We start from the raw sequence: 19,269 nt of genomic DNA on the forward strand, positions 1-19,269 counted from the left end.
CAGCGGCGGCAGAGCCTGCTCGGGCCCTGCGTCATCGGTGACTGCGGTGGACACACGGCCTCCTGGTGGCAGCGGATCGGCGGACGGGGTGGACGTGGGGCGGTGGTAGGGCCGGGGCGGGGGCGCTCACAGCTCCACCAGCACCTTTCCCAGGTGGGACGAACGGTCGTGGTAGAGGCTCCGGTAGGCGGCCGGGATGGTGTCGAAGCCGTGGTGGAGGGTGTGGTCGCACACGATCTCACCCCGCCGGACCCGGCCGCCCAGCTCCTGGTGGAGAGCCCGCCAGTTCTCGTCGGTGAACCACTCCAGGGAGAAGATCCCGCGCACGGTCGTCCGCGGGAACATGATGTACGGCAGCAGTCTCGGACCCACCGTGTCCCGGCCCACTTGGGTCGCCCACTGCCAGCACACCGCCACCCGGCTGCCGACGTTGAGCAGCCGGAACACCGCGTCGGTCACCGCGCCGCCCAGGTTGTCGAAGTAGTGGTCGATGCCGTCCGGTGCCGCCCACTCCAGCGCGTCGCGCACACTCGCGGCACTGTCGCCCTGGCGGTACAGGACGACAGCGTCGAACCCCAGCCCGGTCAGGTAATCGGCCTTGCGCGGACTCGACGTCGTGCCGACCACGCGGGCGCCGGCCAGCCGCGCCATCTGCCCGACCAGCGTGCCCACGGCCCCGGACGCCCCGCTGATCACCAGGGTGTCGCCCGGACCGGTGTTCAGGAAACGGGTCAGCGTGCCCCAGGCGGTCATGCCGGGTCCGCCCATCGAGCTGAGTGCCGATGCGAGCGGGAGGGCCTCGTCGAACCAGCCGGGGTCGAGGCGCCGGTAGGCGGGGAACACCATCGGGAAGGTGCCCGTGTCCCAGAGCGACTCGGAGCCGTCGCTGACGAGATGGGAGCGCCAGCCGCCGAAGCCCTGCACCAGGTCCCCAGGCCGGTGCGCCGCGAGCGGCCCGGCGTCCAGCACCTCCATCACCGAGTCGGCGCCCATGTGGTGGCCGAGGGGAGTGTCCAGCGCGATGCCCTGGAGGTAGGGGTCGACCGACACGTACAGCGTCCGCAGCAGCATCTCGTCCGGCGCCAGATCCACGTCGATGTCCTCGACGACCTTCTCGTAGATCCGGTCCACGTCGGGAGTTCCCCCGACGTGCTCCCGCACGACCCACTTGTTGATCTTCACTGATGCTCCTTGTCCACGCCGGTGGAAGTGAGGTGGGACGTGACGGAGGGAGCCTGGGGCCGCCTCGGCACCGGGATGACGAGATGGGTGGGCGGAGGTGCGCCGGCGTCGACCGACGCGGTGAAAGCCCTGCCGTCGTCGCGGCAGACGAACTGCATGACGTGCCGGCCTGCGGCGGCGGCGCGGATCAGCCCGCCGGTCGTCGCCCAGACACCGGACTGGTAGAAGTTCTCCAGCCCCGGCAGCCCGGGGCCGTGCTTCTTGACGAGCTCCTCCAGCTTCTCGCCGCTCTCCACGAACGGCTGCCACCCCAGTACGGTCCCGTCGTGGTTGCCCGTGTACCTGACCTGGGTGAGCGGGCTCGACACGTCGCGTACGGCGATGGCGTCCCCGATGCCCGGGTAGCGCTCCTCCAGGAACCGCACGAGCGCCGTGCGCGCCCGGCGTTTCGCCGCGTAGTAGCCGCGCCCGTGGCGTACCGGGAGAGTGTGGAGCTCCTCGCCGCCGCGGGTCCGGGTGAGCTGCTCAGGGCCTTCGTCCAGGGCCCGCCAGGGGGCGATGTCGCAGAAGTACGTGGCGTACACGACCGAGGTCCCGCTCGGCGACAGCTCCGGGTAATGGCGGCTGCGGAACTGGACGTTGATGCTCGGATGGCGGATGCCGGTCAGCTCCGCCGCCTGCGCGTCGTCCAGCAGGTAGGTGGTGCAGGGATCGCCTTCGGGGAAAGGGCGCTTGAGCCCGAGGAAGAGGGTGAAGTACCCCGGGAAGACCATCCCCGGCTCGTGCAGGGTCGCGGTGTAGAGCCGGCGGTACTCGTCGTCGAGGTACCGGCCCCCCAGCAGCTTCAGCATCGTGGTGGGGCCGTCGCAGGCCGACACCACGATGTCCGCGCGCATCTCCCGGCCGTCGCTGAGCCGCACCCCGACCGCGCGGTCCCGCTCGACGAGGATCTCCTCCACCTTGGTGTTGTACGAGATCCTCCCGCCGAGACCCAGATAGCGCCGCTCGATCGACCGCGCGAGCCCCAGCGACCCGCCCTCGGGCACCCCGGCCGACAGATTGGCGTGCGAGGCGAGCTGGAAGTGGGTCGGCAGCACGGGGAAGTTCGGATGTCTCTCGTACAGGACGAAATTGAACGCCTGCCGCAGCAGCGGGTCCTCGAACCGCGCCGAGTACTCCGACATCAGCACCGAGATCGACTTGCGCACCGCGTTGAAGTACGGCACGAACGACGCGAGCATCCGCCAGCGCTCGATGCGGCCCATCAGCCCGACCGGTTTGAGGAAGGGGTAGACGGCGAGCGCTTTGCGGAAGGCGCGCAACTGGCGGCAGAAGTCCCTGATCCGCTTGGCGTCCACGGGCGAGAGCTCGGTCAGATGCTCCTGCAGCCGGTCCGGGTCGGAGTAGAAGTACACCGCCCGGCCGTCCGGGGCGCGCACGATGTTGAACACGTCGAAGTGGCGGATCTCCTTGCCCTGGAGCGCCCCGAGCTCCAGCCAGATCTGGTGCATCTCGTTGCCGGGACCGCTGCCCAGCAGCCAGCTGACACAGGCGTCCAGCGTGAAGTCCCCGCGCTCCCAGGCGGTGCAGCAGCCCCCTGGAAGCTCGTGCATCTCCAGCACCTCGGTGCGGTAGCCGTTCATCTGCGCGTAGGCGCCGGTGGAGAGACCACCGAGCCCCGCACCGATGATGATCATGGTTTCCCTGCCGCGCGACGAACGCGCCATGGGCCTGCTCCCCTCGGTCGTCACGCGCCGGTGCCCTCCTTGGCGGTCCACCGGTCGAGCTGGGGCAGCCGCCCGAGCTTGCCGGTGTGCCAGGGGCCGGAGGGAGTGCTCTCCCACGCCCTGAACGGGATGCCCAGCTCCTCGCACAGGTACTGGACGGCGAACCGGCCGGTGGACGCGGCACGGATCAGGCCGCCCATGCCGACCCACTGACCCGCCATGGAGAAGCCGCTGAGACCCGGCAGCCGCATCCGGTCCTTGCCGACCAGATCGGACGCCACGTCGTCGGCGTCCGAGAACGCCTTCCAGGCCAGGATCGAGCCGTTGTGATTGCCGGTGTAGCGCCGGGTGGTGGCCGGCGAGGCCACGTCCACCAGCTCGATCCGCCCGGCCGCCTCCGGCCACCGCCGGGACAGGAAGCCCCGCACGAAATCGGCGACCTGCTGCTTCTGCGCCCGGTACGCCTTGCGGTCGCTGCGGCGCAGCGCCTGCCAGTGGGCGTAGTCGCTGAAGTAGGTGCAGTGGACCACCGACTTGCCGGGCGGGGCGAAACCGTCGGAGTAGCGCGACCGCAACTGCACCACCAGGCTGTTCTGCAGGGCCCCGGGCAGCCGGGCGGCGTCCTCGGCGTTGAGCAAGTACGTGGTGCTGTGGGCGTCCTCCTGGGGGAGCGGGCCGCGGATGCCGACGAACGCCGAGACCACCGCGGGGAAGAGAGCGCCGGGCTTCTCCAGCAGGTCGTCGTAGAGACGGTCGATCCTCGGACTGGTCCAACGGCCCTCCAGCAGACCCTGGATCGTGGTGCGCCCGTCGCAGGCGGAGACGACGTGGTCGGCGTAGTACCGCCTGCCGTTGCGGAGTTCGACCCCGATCGCCCGGCCGTTCTCCACCAGCACCTTCTCGGTCCGGGCGCGGTAGGTGACGGTCCCGCCGAGCCCGGTGTACCGCTCCTCCAGCGACCGGGCGAGCCCGAGCGAACCTCCCTGCGGGAAGCCCGCGTTGCCGTGATAGGCGCTGGCCATGTTGAAGAGGTACGGCAGCAGCGGGAAGCCCTCCGGATCCTGGAAGAAGATGTTCCTGAAAGCCTTGCGCAGCAGCGGATCCTCGAACCGGTCGGCGAACCGGTGCATCGGCGTGGCGGCCGTACGCCAGAAGAGGCGGAACGCCGGCAGCACCGTGCGCAGCGTCGCCGCCCTCTCCCGTACCGTCCGCAGGGCGGGCGCGGTCAGGAACGGATACAGCTCGATCTCCGTGAACCGCCGCAGATCGCGGCAGAACGAGCGGATCAGCCGGGCGTCCGCCGGGGAGACGCGGGTCAGGTGCTCCTCCAGCCGGGCCGGGTCGTTCCAGAAGGTCACCGACCGGCCGCTCTCGTCGACCACCCTGTTGAACAGCTCGAAGTTGGTGATCGACTTGCCGTCCAGCGCTCCCAGTTCGCGCCACACCCGGTTCGCGTCGTTGCCGGCGGCGGTGCCGATCAGCCACTCGATGCAGTAGTCGAAGATGTAGCCGTCCCGGGACCAGGCGGTGCAGCAGCCCCCGGGCAGCACGTGCTTCTCGAAGATCCGGGTCCGCATCCCGCTCATCTGCGCGTAACAGCCCGTGGACAGGCCCGCCACGCCCGCGCCGACGACGATGACGCGGGGCTTGCTCCCCGGTGTGCGCTCCCGTCGGCCCCAGTCGGGGCCCGCCTCATCCCGCATGGGAGGCATCTCCCGTCAGCAGGGACCGCACCAGCTCGGCGTTGCGGGGCAGGTGTTTGGGATCGAGCATGTCGGCGTGGGTCCCGGACCCCTTCAGCACCTGCGTCCCGGCGGTGGAACTGCCGTGCCAGGCACCCGGGGCACCGGCCGCGTAGAGGCCGGCCTTCTCCTCGTCGGTCACCACGCCCACCAGGGCGGCCACCGTCCCCGTGTTGGGCGTCCGGCCGCAGAACTCCAGGTACTCCGCAGCGTGTTCGAGCACGGTCCGGGTGACCACCTCCGACCCGGTGTGCAGGTGGATGTGGCGGCCCAGCTCCGCCTCGAAGGTCTTGATTCCCTCCTCGCCCGGCTCGTACGTCTCCATGATCCGGCGGGAGTCGAGCACCACCACCCGGCCCACCTCCCGGCCCCGCGACTCCAGCTCCTTGGCCACCTCGAAGGCGAGGTTGCCCCCGAGCGAGTAACCGAGCAGCAGGCAGGGGCCGTCCGGCTCGACCGACTCCACCAGGTCGGCGTAACGGGCCACCTTGTCCTCGCCCGGCACGTAGTTGAAGGCGATCGTCCTGTGCTGCGCCAACTGCTCCGCGAGACCCCGGTAGACCAGGCCGTGGCCGCCAGCCGGAGGGAAGCAGAAGACGGGCCGCCCCGGGCCGGGGTTGAAGGTCAGATAGGGCAGTTCCTCGGCGGAGGTGCTGTTGACGCGTTCCTCCACCGCGGCGGCCATGCCGTGCAGCGTGGTGACCTGGTAGAGCCGGCTCACCGGGACACTGACACCGAACTCCGTGCGCAGATGGTGGAGGAGCTCGATCAGCTTGATGGAACTCCCGCCCGACTCGAAGAAGTCGTCCCCGAGCCCCGCCCGCTCCGTACCGAGCAGAGCCTGCCAATGGCGGGCCATGCTCACCTCGTACAGGGTCACCGGAGCCTCGTGCGACTGCCCACGGTCCCCGCTCACCGGCACCGGAAGCGCCGTGACGTCGACCTTCCCGTGCGCGGTGAGCGGCAGCGCGGCGAGTTCGGTGATGTGCGAGGGCACCATGTACGACGGCAGGGCGCCCGCGAGATGGCGGCGCAGGGCCCGCCGGTCCAGCACGGCTCCCGGCTCCGCGACGCAGTACGCGCAGAGCGTGGCGTCCCCGGCGGCGTCCGGGCGGACGGCCACCACCGTCCGGGCGAGACCCGGCCAGCCCGCCAGATGTGCCTCGATCTCGCCGATCTCGATCCGGTGGCCCCGCAGCTTGACCTGGTGGTCGCCGCGCCCCAGGAGATGCACCCGGCCCTCGGTGTCCCAGCGGGCCAGGTCCCCGGTGCGGTACAGCCGTTCCGGCCGAGCGCCGGGCCGCCGGCTCAGCCGCCGGGTGACGAAACGGGCGGCGGTCTGCTCGGGGTCGCCGGCGTACCCCAGGGCCACGCCCTCGCCCCCGATCCACAACTCGCCCGGAACACCGGGCGGCACCGGTTCACCCTGCGCGTCGAGCACATGGAGCGCGGTGTTCGGCAGCGGGCGCCCGATCGGCACCATCAGACCCGGCTCCAGACCGTCGGCGGGCCCCTCGAAGAAGGCGCTGTCGATGGTGGCCTCGGTGAGACCGTAGGAGTTGATCACCCGGGTACCGGGCCCGCAGAGCTCCCGCAGCCGGGTGTACTCCGCGACCTTCCAGGCGTCCGAGCCGACCACCAGGAGTCGCAGGAAGTCCAGCCGCTCGCCCTCCCGCGCGCAGTGGTCCATCAGGCCCCGCACGACGGCGGGCACGAACTCGGCGCAGTTCACGCGTTCGGCCCGCATGGTGCGGTGGAGCCGCGGCGTGTCGAAGATCAGGTCCCGGTCGGCCAGTACCAGGCTGCCTCCCGAGCACAGGGCGCGCACCAGGTCACCGGTGAACACGTCGAACGAGGGCTCCGCCATCTGGAGATGGACGTCCGAGCCGTCGAGCCGGTACTCGCCGAGCCACGCCGCGTACGCCGAGGCGAGGCTGCGGTGGCTGACCCGGACCGCCTTGGGGCGGCCGGTGGAACCCGAAGTGTTGATCACGTAGGCCGGGGAGCCCGGGTCCGTCGCCACCTGCGGGGCCGGGCCGTCCGTCTCCGTCCCGCGCAGACCGTCCAGGGTCTCCACGCGGACGGGCAGATCCCGCGCCCACCGGGCACGCGCCTCCCCGACGACGACCAGGGCAGCCCCCGTGGTGCCGAGCACGTGCGCGACGCGGTCCGCCGGCTGGTCCGGATGGACCGGGAGAAAGGCGCCCCCAGCCTTCAGCACGGCGAGCAGCGTGACGATCAGTTCCGGCGACTTGTCCAGGCAGACCCCGACCACCGACCCCGCGCCCACCCCCAGGTCACGCAGCCGCCGCGCCCGCGCGTTCGCCCGCCGGTCCAGCTCGCCGTACGTCATCCGCGCGGTGTCCCCCGAGAGCGAGGGCACCGAGACGGCGACCGCGCCGGGCCGTGCGGCGGCGGCTTCCTCGATCAGCCGGTGGACCGGACGGTCCGGGTCCGCCGGCTGCCCGGTGCGGGCCGGCAGTGCGCAGGCCCCGCTCCACCGGTCCACCAGCCGCTCACGCTCCGCGGCGTCCAGCATCTCCAGCCGGGGCGTCGGCACTCCGGCCTCGGCGCGCGTCATGCTCTCCAGCAGTTGGACGTAGTGGCCGGCCATCCGCCGGACGGTCGTGGGCAGGAAGAGATCGGAGTTGTACTTCAGCACGCAGTGGAAGCGCCCCTCCGCCTCGTCCTCGTACGCCGACAGGGTCAGGTCGAACTGCCCCTCCTCCTCCGGGAGTTCGATGTACTCCAGCCGGTAGCCGTACTGCTCGGTGGCCACCTTGTGGGTGAGCAGGATGAACATCGCCTGGAACACCGCGGAACGGCTCGGATCGTGCTGGAGCCCCAGTTCCTCGACCAGCAGCACGAACGGGTACTCCTGGTTGTCCAGGCCGTTCAGTACGGTGGAGCGGACCTGCTCCAGCAGCTCCGCGACCGTGGGCGCGCCCGAGAGGTCCGCGTGCAGGGGGAGCGGGTTGACGAAGTAGCCGTAGACCGAGGAGAACTCCTGCTGGGTGCGGCCGGTCACCGGACTGCCCACGACGACGTGGTCCTGCCCCGAGTAGCGGTGCAGCAGGATGTAGTACGCGCTCAGCAGCACCATGAACGGCGTCACCCCGTGCCGCTGGGCCAGGGCGTGCACCCGGGCGCTGAGGCCGTCGTCCAGGACGAAGAACTCGGAGGCGCCGTTGTGCGTCTGCACGGCCGGGCGCGCCCCGTCCACCGGAAGGTCCAGCAGCGGGACCTCGGCCGGCAGGTGGGACCGCCAGTACTCAAGCATCCCGTCGGCCTCCCGGCTCGCCAGGAAGCGGTTCTGCTGGTTGAGGAAGTCGAGGTACCGCGCGCCCACCGGTGGCAGCGCGGGCTCCCGTCCCTGCTTCAGGGACTCGTGGACGGCGAGGAGTTCCTCGATGAAGGTGAAGGTCGAGATCGCGTCCGAGACGATGTGGTGGACCGCCTTCATGATGACCCAGCGGCCCGAATCCCGCTTGAACAGGCGGAACCGCACCAGCGGATCGCGTTCGAGGTCGTACGGCTTGCGGTACTCGCGGATGATCGTCCGCCGGATCTCCTCCCAATCCTGGCCCTGGACGTCGAAGAGGGCGAGGTCGGGCTCCGCCCCGGACGTCGTACGCTGCACCGGGAGCCCGTCCTCCAGGTGGAAGTTGGTGCGCAGCGCCGGATGCCGGGCGATCAGCCTCCGTACGGCCTCGAACATCAGGTCGGGTTCGATGTCGGCGCGCACCTCCACCGCGCCACCGATGTTGTACGCGTAGCCGTCGGGGTTGAGCTGCTTGAGGAACCAGAGCGCCTTCTGGTTCTGGGTCAGCGGGTGGCTGCTCTCGTCGGTGAACACCTCGACGGCAGCGGCCGGGTCCTCGCCTCCGGCGGCGTCGGCCGCCACGCGTTCCAGCAGCCCCTCGTACAACTGGTCGGCCAGCTGGCCGACGGGGGTACCGCTCAGCAGGGCGACCACGGGCAGGGCGATCCCCAGATCGGCCTGCACCCTGGCCCGGAGCTCCATCGCGAGGAGGGAGTCGAGCCCGAGTCCGCCCAGCCCGGCGGACGGGTCGATCTCCTCGCGCGCCGTACGCAGCACGGTGCCGGTGAGCGAGGTGAACCGCTCGACCACCAGGGAGCGGCGTTCCGCCTCCCCGGCGCGACGGAAGGTGTCGAGGAAGCCGTTGCCCTCCTCGGCCGCTTGGCCGACGGCGGACGCGGCGAGTTCGGAGACCAGCGGCGGAGGCGTGTCGTACCAGGCCAGGAACGTCGGCCAGTCGACGACCGTCGCCACCAGCAACTGGGCCCGGTCCTGCCCGATGACCCGCTCCAGCACACTCATCCCGGCGTCCGGGGACAAGGAGCTCATGCCCCGGCTGTGCAGATAGTGGTCGACCAGCCCGAGTTCCTCGATCATGCCCGTCGCCCACGGACCCCAGTCCAGGCTCAGCGCGGGCAGCCCCTGGGCGCGCCGCCGGTGCGCCAGCGCGTCCAGGAAGGCGTTTCCGGCCGCGTAGTTGGTCTGGCCGGCGGTCGTCAGCAGGGAGGCGATCGAGGCGAAGAGCACGAAGTGGTCGAGCGGCTCGTCCCGCAGATGCCGGTCGAGCAGGTAAGCGCCCGTGATCTTCGGTTCCAGCACCGCGTCGAAGGTGGCCCGGTCCATGTCGGCGACGAGCGTGTCGCGCACCTGCCCGGCGAGGTGGAACACCCCGCGTACCGGGGCGCCGCCCCCGCGCCGGTACGCGCCGAGCCAGCCGGTGAGCGCGTCCTCGTCGGTCACGTCCACCGGTGCAAGAACCGGCTGCGCGCCGAGGGCCTCCAGTTCCCGCAGGAGTGCCACGGCCCTGCCCGGTGCGGTGGCCGGGTCGGTCGCCGCCCACTCCGGGCGCGGCGGTACCGGGGTGCGGCCCATCAGAATCAGCCGCCGGGCGCCGCGCTTCACCAGCGTCCGGCACAGGAGCCGGCCAAGCGCTCCGTACGCCCCGGTGACCAGGTAGCTCCCGTCCGCGCGCAGCCTCAGCGGCAGAGGGCCGGTCAGCCCCGTGGCGGGGAGGAGGCGACTGGTCGTGCGGCGGTCGCCCCGCAGACCGATCTCCTCCTCGTCGTCGGTCAGGAATTCGCGCAGCAGGGCCTCGGCGTCCGCGCGCAGGCCGGCCGCACCGGGCTCCCGCGCCGGGTCCAGGTCGACCAGCTTGCCGCGGTGTCCGGCCAACTCCTGGTGGCGCAGCACCCGGGTGACGCCCCAGGCCGGAGCCGCGAGCGGCTCGACCGACTCGCCCGGCGACACGGGCTGCGCGCCCCGGGTGACCACGTGGAGCCGGCCGCCGGTGCGCCGAGCCGCGAGCACCTTGGCGAGCGCGACGAGGGAGTACGCCCCGGTCCCCGTGACCCGTGCCAGGTCCTTGCGCTCGCAGGCGGGGAGTGCGGGCAGGTCGAGGTTCCACAGGTGGACGACCGTGCCGCGGAAGGGCGCGCCGTCCCGGTCCAGCCCGGCGAAGAGCCGCTCCAACTGCTCGGCGGACTCCGGCGCGACGGTGAACCCGCCGTCCCCGGGCAGCCGGCCCTGCGTGGTGCCGGCCCGCACCAGACGGCAGCGCTCGCCCCGCGCGGTCACCAGCGCGGCGAAGGCGTCCCCGAGGCCGCCGCCGTCCGCGAGGACCAGCCAGTCCTGTCCGCCCGCGCCCGACGGCGGCTCTGCCGCCGCGGAGCCGTTCCCGGGCACCGCGTCCCACGGGCGGTCGATCCACGTGGGCTCGGCGAGCCAGGAGTCGATGGTGCCCCGGGAGACCGCGGCCGACGCCTTCTCCACGTCGGCCGCGCGGAATCCGCGTAACCCGCCGAGCGCCGTGCCGTCCTGCGCGTACAACGCGAGGTCGCCGACGAGCTCGTCCCCGTCACCGCTCGACAACGTGCCGTGCACCCAGAGCGGCGCGTCGCCGGCGGGGGAGAGGCTCATCTCGTCGAGTGAGAGCGGCAACCGGATGCCGGTACCCCGCGAGGACGCGTCCTCCGCCAGGATCTGAGGTGTCAGCAGGCTCTGGAAGCAGGCGTCCAGCAGCACCGGGTGGATGTGGTGGCGGGAGGCGTCGTCGCCGATTGCCGCCGGAGGCCGGACCAGGGCCAGCACCTCGTCCGCGCCGATCCAGACCTCCTCGATCGCCCGGAACGCGGGGCCGTAGTGGTAACCCAACGCGGCCAGTCCCGCGTAGCACTCCTCGGCTCCGAGCCGGTGCGCACACCGGGCCCGGACCGCGTCGGTGTCCAGCGCGGGTCCGGCCGAGCGCCGTTGCGCGGAGCGGACCACCCCACTCGCGTGTACCGCGCGCTCCGCGTCCGTGCCGCCGGGCAGGGACGCGACGGTGAAGTCCCCGTCCTCCAGCGACACGGAGAGCTGTACGGTCCTGACCTCGTCCTCCGGGAGGAAGAGCGCCTTGCGCAGGTCGATGTCGGCGAGCACCACATGGGTGCCTCCGGTGAGGGCCCGCACGGCCTGGGCCGCCATCTCCAGATAGCCGGCCGCGGGGAAGACCACGGTGTCCTGGATGCGGTGGTCGGCGAGGTACGGCAGGGTCTCGGTGTCGAGCTTCGACTGCCAGGTGGGTTCGGTGTGGCCGGTCCGACGGCCCAGCAGCGGGTGGTCGAGCAGGCCGAGCCTGACCCGGGCGACGGAGTCCGGCTCCGTCCAGTGGCGGTCGCGCCGCCACGGATACCGGGGCAGCGGGACCGTCTCGCCCACGGGGTGGAGCACGTCCCAGGCGATGGGGACGCCGAGGTTGTGCAGGGTGGCGAGGGACAGGGCGAAGCGCTCGTTCTCGTCCTCCGCGCGGCGTACCGAGGGCACGGAGACGGCCGTTCTGCCCCCGGCCTCCAGGCATTCGCGGATCGCGTGCCCGAGCACCGGGTGCGGGCCGACCTCCAGGAAGAGGCGGTAACCGTCGTCGGCGAGCCGGTCCACGGCCGCACGGAAGCGCACCCGGTCGCGGACGTTCCGCCACCAGTACCCCGCGTCCAGTTCGGTGCCCTCGGCGACACCCTCCACACCCGTGAGGTAGAGGGGGACACGTGCCGGGCGGGGCGCGATGTCCGCGAGGGAAGCGATCAGTTCGTCCTTGATCCGGTCCATCGCGGCGCTGTGGTAGGGGACTTCGACCGCGAGAAACTTGACGAAGACTTCTTCCGCGCGGAGTGAGTCCGCCAACTCGGTGAGTGCCTCCTCGTCCCCAGCCACGGTGACCGACGCGGGGCTGTTGACGGCCGCCACCGAGATCCGCGACCCGAAGGGCCGCAGCCGGTCCTCCGCCTCGGCCTCGGCCAGCCCGATGGCGAGCATGGTGCCCGCCCCGGCCAGAGTGTGCTGGAGGCGGCTGCGGTGGACGGCGACGGCGATCGCGTCCTGGAGGGAGTAGACGCCCGCCTCGTAGAAGGCCGCGATCTCTCCGGTGCTGTGGCCCACGACCGCGTCCGGACGCACCCCGTACGAACGCCACAGCGCCGCCAGCCCGATCTGCACCGCGAAGTTGGCCGGCTGCGACAGCCAGGTCTCCGCCATCCGCGAGCGGTCTTCCTCGGCCGCCATCTCGTCGAGGAGGGACCAGCCCGCGATTCTCGCGATCTCCCGGTCGCACGCGGCGACCGTCTCCCGGAACACGGGCTCGCTCGCCAGCAGTCCGCGTCCCATGCCCCACCACTGCGGGCCCATGCCGGTGAACACCTGGACCAGGCGGCGGTCCTGGGGATCGAGCTGCTTCGACCGGACCACCCGGGGGTGTGCCTCGCCGCGGAGGTGCGCGGCCAGGGCCTCGTCCAGATCCTGGCGGGAGGAGTGGACGACGGAGAGCCGGGACTCGAGGTGCTGGCGCCGGTGGGCGAGGGTGTGGCCCAGGTCGGTGAGGGAGACCGCCCTGCCGCGCACGCCCGCGAGCTCGCCCCGGACGCCCTCCGCGATCTGCGCGAGCGCGTCGGGGTGGCGTGCGGTCAGCGGCAGGATGTTCCAGCCGCGCTCCGGCGCGCGCGACATCTGGTGCTCGGGGGAACGCTCCGGCGCCTCCTCCAGGACGAGGTGGGCGTTGGTGCCGCCGAAGCCGAAGGAGTTCACACCGGCCCGTGCCGGTCCTCCGTGCACGGGCCACGGGGTCACCCGGTCGGGGATCTCGTACGGCGAGGAGTCCCGCTCGATGGCGGGGTTGACGCGTTCGAGATTGATGTGCGGAGGGATGGTGCGGTGCTCGAGGGACAGCGCCGTCTTGATCAGTCCGGCGATCCCCGCGGCCGACTCGGTGTGCCCGATGTTCGCCTTCACCGAACCGACGTAGCAGGGCGCGCCCGGGGCGCGCCCGATGGCGAGGGCACGGGAGAGCGCGTTGGCCTCGATCGGGTCGCCGACGGGCGTGGAGGTGCCGTGCGCCTCCATGTACTGCAGGTCGCCCGGGGTGATGCCGGCCTCGGCGCAGACCTGCCGCACGAGGGACACCTGGGCGTCTCCGTTGGGGACGGTTATGCCATTGGTCCTGCCGTCCTGGTTGACCCCGCTGCCCAGGATCACCGCATGGATCGGATCCCCGTCCCGAACCGCGTCCTCCAGGCGCTTCAACGCCACCAGGCCGACACCCTCGGCGCGGACGTATCCGTCCGCGGAGGCGTCGAAGGTGCGGGAGCGGCCCTCGGGCGACAGGAACCCGCCCTTCGTCTCGGCGATGGTGTACTGCGGTGCCATGTGGAGCAGCACCCCGCCCGCGAGAGCCAGATCGCTCTCGCCGCGCTTCAGGCTCTGGCAGGCCAGGTGCACGGCGACCAGGGAGGAACTGCACGCGGTGTCGATGGAGAGGCTGGGGCCCCGGAAATCGAAGGAGTGCGAGATCCGGTTGGAGACCATCGTCATCATGGTGCCGGTCGCGGTGTGGGCCGCGAGCGTCTCGAAGCTCAGGTCGGCGAACTGCAGGATCTTGTAGTCGAGCGTGAACGCACCGACGTACACGGCCGTGTTGCTGCCCGCCAGATCCGCCGGCCGCTGCCCGCCGTCCTCCAGGGCCTCCCAGGCCACCTCCAGGAGTTTGCGCTGCTGGGGGTCCATGTGGTCGGCCTCGCGACGGCTGATGCCGAAGAAGGCGGGTTCGAACTCGTCGAAGCCGTCGATGTATCCGCCGCGTCCGCCCACCAGCCGCCCGGGCTTGTCCCGGTGACCGCTGCGATGGGTGGTGACGTCGTAGCGGTCGGGCGGCGTGGGGGTGACGCAGTCCTTGCCGTCCAACAGGTTCTGCCAGAAAGCACGGTGGTCCGAAGCTCCGCCGGGCAAGCGGCATCCGATGCCGATGATCGCGATTTTGCCCGTCGAAACGTCGTTGGTCGCGTCAGCCAAGTTCGCACACTCCTCATCAAGTGGTCGCGCAGCCACAGGCGGCGCCCAAGTCAGCGGTGCGGGGCCCGAGGGCCCTTTCAGGCGATGCCGTCCCCGGCCCGCTCCGAGCGGCGCCAGGGGCGGAAGAGACTGCCGAGGATCTCGCCGGTCCCGGGGAACGAGGCGGGATCGCTGAGACCGACCGCGGCCGGCTCACGGCCGGGCCGCCAGGTGAAGCTGCCGAAGAGGTGGTCCCAGCAGGACAGGTCGGAGCCGTAGTGACCCGCTTCGGACAGGTCCGTGCTGTGGTGCAGGCGGTGTTGTTCCGGGCTCGCCAGGACGTGGTTGAGCCGGCCGATGCGCACGTCGATGTTGGCGTGGACGAAGTAGCCCTGTGCGGCGACGAAGAGCCCGGTGGCGAGCACCGACTCCTGGGAGAACCCGGCCAGTGCCAGGGTGAGCTGCACGAAGCCCTGGGCGAGGACGATGTCGAGGACGTGGTTGACGCCGTTGTTGGCGACATTGACCTTCTGCGGGACGTGGTGGACCCCGTGCAGTCGCCACAGGGCCGGGTTGGTGTGCCCCAGACGGTGGACCAGATAGCTGGCGAGCGAACCGCTCAGCAGCGCGGCCGGGATTTCGGCCCCCAGGGGGAGCACCGGATCGGCCGGTGAGATCCTTCCCACCGCCGTCGTGACGGAGAATTGAGCCAGCGCGCTCCCTGCCATGGTCAGCAGGAAATAGATGCCGTACCAACGCCATTCCGCTCCGTCGGGATGCCAGTCGCGCCGGTGTGGAATCAGCCTTTCGAGGACGGTGAGATACATCAGGGTGCCGACGAGGAAAAGCGGACTCACTCGTTCGGGATTCCAGTCGAGCAGCAGAGCTGCCGTGGCCACCAGAAAGGTGGCCGTCAGCAGCACCGGATAGGCGAGCGAGCCGATGACGCGCCGCCCCGGTGGGAGAAGGGAAGGGCGGGACGGCGGGGTCGCCGCGGAACGGGCGGTGTCATCGATGGGGTGTTCGTTTCCGTGCACCTGAAGTCCTCCGTAGGAATACGGAACCAGCCTCGGATCCTGCGCCATTGCAGGTGAGGTGGGGCCGTCGAATGCATGCGGAAGTCTCAGGGGGCGTACGGGAAGGTGCGCTGTCCTCTGTGGTGGCGCCCGTGCGGAGTCGGCGACGTGGGCGGCGGGAAATGATTCCTGCGGAGCGGGTGACCGATACGTGGCCGCCTCATTTTCGCCCTGTGCGAGATCGGTTGATTCATTTCCGCTGCCTGCGGATTCAATCCTCGACCGACGATGTTTTGAGCTTGTCCCCCGGAGTGCCGTAGTCGGCCTCGGGATTATTCAACAGGGGTTCGTGCCCGTACGGAATAGCGTCCGTACTTCTGTCGCCGATGTGAGTGACTTAGTCATGTTGGCGTTCTTTTGGGGTATTCGGAACATCATTCTTATGGAATGCGGTCGGTCGGGGAGCCGGGGAGGGAGCCGGGGGAGGCCCAAGCACCCGGCGGGCCGTTCCGGATGCGGGTCGCCGCAGCGGAGGCCGGCCCGCGCCTCGGGAGCCGCGTCACTCGTGCGAGCCGCCCCGGGAGGCCCTCGACCCCCGCGTGCACCAGACTCTGAGGCACCGATGATCTTCAGTCCCCCCGTCCAGGTGGCGGGCCGCCGAAGGTGAGACGCCGAGAGCCCTCGGAAAGGGGCGGACACATGGCCGGATCCAGGAAACGGCCGGGAGCGCCGCGGCCGGGGCGGGACACCCAGGCGGTGGACCGCATGATGCGCACGGTGGTACGGCGCCGCAAGAAGTCGTTCCGGGCCGAGGACATCACCGTCACCGATCCGCCGAAGGTGCGCCGGGCGGTCACGGCCGCCGCACTCGGCAACACCATGGAGTGGTTCGACTTCGGCGTCTACGCCTATCTGGCCGGAACGCTGGGCAAGGTGTTCTTCCCGTCCAGCTCACCCGGAGCCCAGGTGGTGTCGACCTTCGCCACCTTCGCCGCCGCTTTCCTGGTACGTCCTCTCGGCGGACTCGTCTTCGGCCCGCTCGGGGACCGGGTGGGACGACAGAAAGTCCTCGCGATCACCATGATCATGATGGCGGCCTCCACCTTCGCCGTCGGTTTCCTCCCCACCTATGCCGCGGTCGGTTTCGCGGCGCCCCTGCTGCTCCTGGTGTGCCGGCTCGTACAGGGCTTCTCCACGGGCGGGGAGTACGCCGGAGCGACCACGTACATCGCCGAATACGCCCCGGACAAACGGCGCGGCTTCCTCGGCAGTTGGCTGGACTTCGGCACCTTCGTCGGCTACTCCCTCGGCTCCGGCCTGGTCACCGTGCTCACCGCGGTCCTGGGCACCGACGGGCTGACCGACTGGGGCTGGCGCATCCCCTTCTACGTCGCCGGGCCACTGGGCCTGATCGGTCTCTACATGCGCATGAAGCTGGAGGAGACACCCGTCTTCCAGCGGCAGGAGGAGGAACAGGCCGAGGCCCTGGCCGAGGGCGACCCGGTGGAGCAGGCCAGGCAGTCGGGCAAGGGCCGGTTCAAGGAGATCTTCACCGAGCACTGGGAGGCCGTGCTGATCTGCATGGGCCTGGTGCTCCTCTACAACGTCACCAACTACATGGTCACGTCCTATCTCCCGACCTACATGTCCGAGACCCTCGGCGAGGACGAGACCACCTCTCAGCTGCTCGTCCTCGGCACGATGCTGCTGGTCGTCCTGACCATCACCACGGTGGGCCGAAGCTCCGACCGGTGGGGCCGCAGGCCGGTCTTCATGGCCGGGAGCGTGGCGCTGGTGGCACTCTCCATCCCGGCGTTCCTGCTGATCCGGCAGGGCGGAATCCTGCTCCCCGCCTTCGGCTGCGTGATCCTCGGCCTGCTGCTCGTCTGCTTCGCCGGAACATCGGCTTCCACCCTTCCGGCGCTCTTTCCCACCCGCATCCGGTACGGCGCGCTCTCGATCGCGTTCAACATCTCCGTCTCGCTCTTCGGCGGAACCACCCCGCTGTTCGCCGCAGGGCTCGTGGAGGCCACCGGCAACGACATGGTGCCCGCCTACTACCTGATGGTGGCGGGCGTCATCGGGCTCGTGTCCACCCTCTTTCTTCATGAGACGGCCGGCAGGCCACTGCGCGGCTCCGGGCCCATGGTCGAGACGCGCCAGCAAGCACACCGGCTGGTCTCGGCCAGCCGCACCACCGCGGGCCGGCAGGCGCGCGACGTCTGGTTCCGGCTGCGCCACGGGCGGCGGCGGGGCTGACCCGGACACGGGCCGGCGGGCGGCCGGCGCCGGCTTCTCAAGCGAGAAGGACGAGCCGGATATAGCGGTCCCAGTCCCACAGCGGCCCGGGATCGGTGTGGTCCGTGCCCGGTACCTCGTAGTGGCCGACGATGTGCTCACGGTCCCTGGGTATGCCGTGCCGGTCACAGATGTCCGCGGTGAGCAGCGCCGACCGTTCGTACATCGACGCGGTGAAGTACTCCGGACGGTCCACCCAGCCTTCGTGCTCGATGCCGACGGAACGAACGTTGAAGTCCCAGTTGCCCGCGTGCCAGGCGATGTCCCGCTCCGGTACGCACTGGGCGGTGTAGCCGTCGCCGGACCGTACGACGTAATGGACCGACACCTTCTTCGCGGGGTCCCGGAAAATGCCGAGCGTCTGGGTGAAGGTCTGCTGCGTGATGTGGACGACCACCCGGTCCACGCGCCGGGGCGAGGGGCCCGCGGGGACGGTGTAGTTGGCGGACGAGGCGGGGGCCCAGCGTGCCAGCGTGCTGTCCGTCCCCGCCGAAGGCGCGTCCACCCCGCGCACCGACGCGGGCAGGAGGAGACCCGCCGCCGTGCCGGCCGCCGCCTGGAGGATCCTTCTGCGGTGCACGGTGCTCTCCAGGGGACGCCTGCGCGAGGAGGTGGGAGAGGTCTCCGACGGCGGCCTCCGCCACGAACGACGACGTGAACGGCCGTTCGGTTCCCCGCGTGGGAGGGGCCCGAGCCGTCAGTCCTCGGCCCCGGCTCCCGCCAGGGCGCCCGCGGGGTCGCCGCCGGCCGGACCGGCCGGCACCCAACGGCCCCTGTCCTTGCGGTACGCCCACCACCGGCCGTCCCTCCCCAGGCGCAGCTGGACGCCGAGCTCCGTGGCGGTCCAGCGGTTACCGGTACGCCTGAGGGCCGGCGCCCCGTCCTCGCCCCACGCCCCGGCGAGTTCGTCCCCGGCCCGGACGAGGACCGAGGCATCGGGCTCCCACTCCTCCTCCAGCACCGCGAGCGCCGCGGCCTCGCCGAGACGCCAGGCGAGCACGGCGGCGTCCAGCCGCGCCCGCCGCCGGCCGGTCGCCGTCGAGAGCCGGACCAAGGCCCAGGGCGCGGACGCGCTCCCAGCGGCCAGCCGCACGGCGTCCTGCTCCGGCGTCAGCGGTACGGGAAGCGGCTGCCGCTCGTGACCCGGGACCAGCGCCTCCAGCAGCATCCGGTGGGCCCGTCCGGCGGCGTCTGCGGCCAGCACCTCCAGTGCCGCCGGATCCACCCCGGGGGCGGGGCCCGTACCGGTGTCGAGCGAGGGCGGGGTACCCGGCTCCGGTGGGACGCGCGGGGGAGCGGGCAGTGCCGGAAGACTCCCGGCCCCCGCGAACACCCCGGCGGCGGGAACACCCCGCCGCGCCGATGGGGCGGGAGCCTCCGCGCGCTGCGTACCGCGTATGCGGAGCTCCTCCAGGAGCCGGCGTTCGTCGCGGCCCCGCAGGAGCAGCAGGACGAACGGGTCCTGGTCGAGCAGCCGCGCGAACTGGTAGCAGAGCGCCGCCGAGTGCGCGCAGTGGTCCCACGCCTCGCAGGAGCACTCCGGCTCCAGGTCACCGATTCCCGGCAGCAGATCGACCCCGGCCGACGAGGCGTCCTCCACCAGGTGCGGGGGCATCTCCCGGTCGAGCAGCGCCGCGACGTGACCGGACCGCTCCACGGCCATGTCGAGGAACCGTTCCCACGCCCCGTCACCCAGACTCTGGACCAGCACGTCGCTGCGGTACGCGGCGTCCAGGTCGCGCACCACCGCGGTGATCCGGCCGGGGCGCACCGACACGGCGCCGACCCGCCCCTCCCTGGCGAGCCGGCGGCCCGCCTTGAGCTGGGCGTTGTCGAGCGCGGTGTCCTCCAGCGCCTTCAGCCACGCCTTGCCCCACCAGGACACCGCGAACGCCCTGCCCGGAGCGGGCGGCAGCGCGGCGAAGGTGCGCTCCGGCCTCCCGTGGAGCCGAGGCTCCACGGTGTCGTAC

General features: G+C 71.3%; 8 protein-coding genes. 1 reads left to right on the top strand and 7 read right to left on the bottom strand.

Annotated elements, in window-relative coordinates; translation table 11 throughout:
• Positions 1-126: 126 nt before the first annotated feature.
• The 5 genes from OHA55_RS33645 to OHA55_RS33665 form a co-directional block, all read right to left on the bottom strand.
• Positions 127-1,182, bottom strand: a complete 1,056-nt coding sequence (locus OHA55_RS33645) for an NADP-dependent oxidoreductase (RefSeq protein ID WP_266713779.1) — start codon at positions 1,180-1,182, stop codon at positions 127-129.
• Positions 1,179-2,879 (bottom strand): NAD(P)/FAD-dependent oxidoreductase, encoded by a 1,701-nt coding sequence (locus tag OHA55_RS33650; RefSeq protein WP_266714007.1) that lies wholly within the window; start codon positions 2,877-2,879, stop codon positions 1,179-1,181. The genes OHA55_RS33645 and OHA55_RS33650 overlap by 4 nt, the downstream gene beginning before the upstream one ends.
• Positions 2,880-2,929: 50 nt before the next feature.
• A complete protein-coding gene (locus OHA55_RS33655; protein ID WP_266713781.1) occupies positions 2,930-4,612 on the bottom strand; it encodes an NAD(P)/FAD-dependent oxidoreductase in 1,683 nt (560 codons plus the stop codon).
• The gene (locus OHA55_RS33660) at positions 4,602-14,006 is read right to left on the bottom strand and encodes a non-ribosomal peptide synthetase/type I polyketide synthase (RefSeq protein WP_266713783.1); all 9,405 of its coding nucleotides are present in this window, start codon (positions 14,004-14,006) and stop codon (positions 4,602-4,604) included. Before OHA55_RS33660 ends, OHA55_RS33655 begins: the two co-directional genes overlap by 11 nt.
• A gap of 77 nt (positions 14,007-14,083) precedes the next feature.
• Entirely contained in the window at positions 14,084-14,929 is an 846-nt protein-coding gene (locus OHA55_RS33665; RefSeq protein WP_266714009.1) for a sterol desaturase family protein, read from the bottom strand.
• An 837-nt stretch (positions 14,930-15,766) separates the two neighbouring features.
• Here OHA55_RS33665 and proP point away from each other — a divergent pair.
• Positions 15,767-17,260 (top strand): glycine betaine/L-proline transporter ProP, encoded by a 1,494-nt coding sequence (gene proP / locus OHA55_RS33670; RefSeq protein ID WP_266714011.1) that lies wholly within the window; start codon positions 15,767-15,769, stop codon positions 17,258-17,260.
• A gap of 37 nt (positions 17,261-17,297) precedes the next feature.
• Here proP and OHA55_RS33675 read toward each other — a convergent pair whose 3' ends face one another.
• Together OHA55_RS33675 and OHA55_RS33680 are read right to left on the bottom strand one after the other, a co-directional pair.
• Positions 17,298-17,879 carry an N-acetylmuramoyl-L-alanine amidase gene (locus tag OHA55_RS33675; protein WP_266713785.1) on the bottom strand — a complete coding sequence of 194 codons (582 nt, stop codon included), beginning with the start codon at positions 17,877-17,879 and terminating at the stop codon, positions 17,298-17,300.
• Positions 17,880-17,996: 117 nt separating this feature from the next.
• Positions 17,997-19,259 (bottom strand): SWF or SNF family helicase, encoded by a 1,263-nt coding sequence (locus tag OHA55_RS33680; protein ID WP_266714013.1) that lies wholly within the window; start codon positions 19,257-19,259, stop codon positions 17,997-17,999.
• Between the last annotated feature and the right edge of the window lie 10 nt (positions 19,260-19,269).

It is taken from the genome of Streptomyces sp. NBC_00102 (assembly GCF_026343115.1).
In the GTDB taxonomy this organism is placed as follows: domain Bacteria; phylum Actinomycetota; class Actinomycetes; order Streptomycetales; family Streptomycetaceae; genus Streptomyces.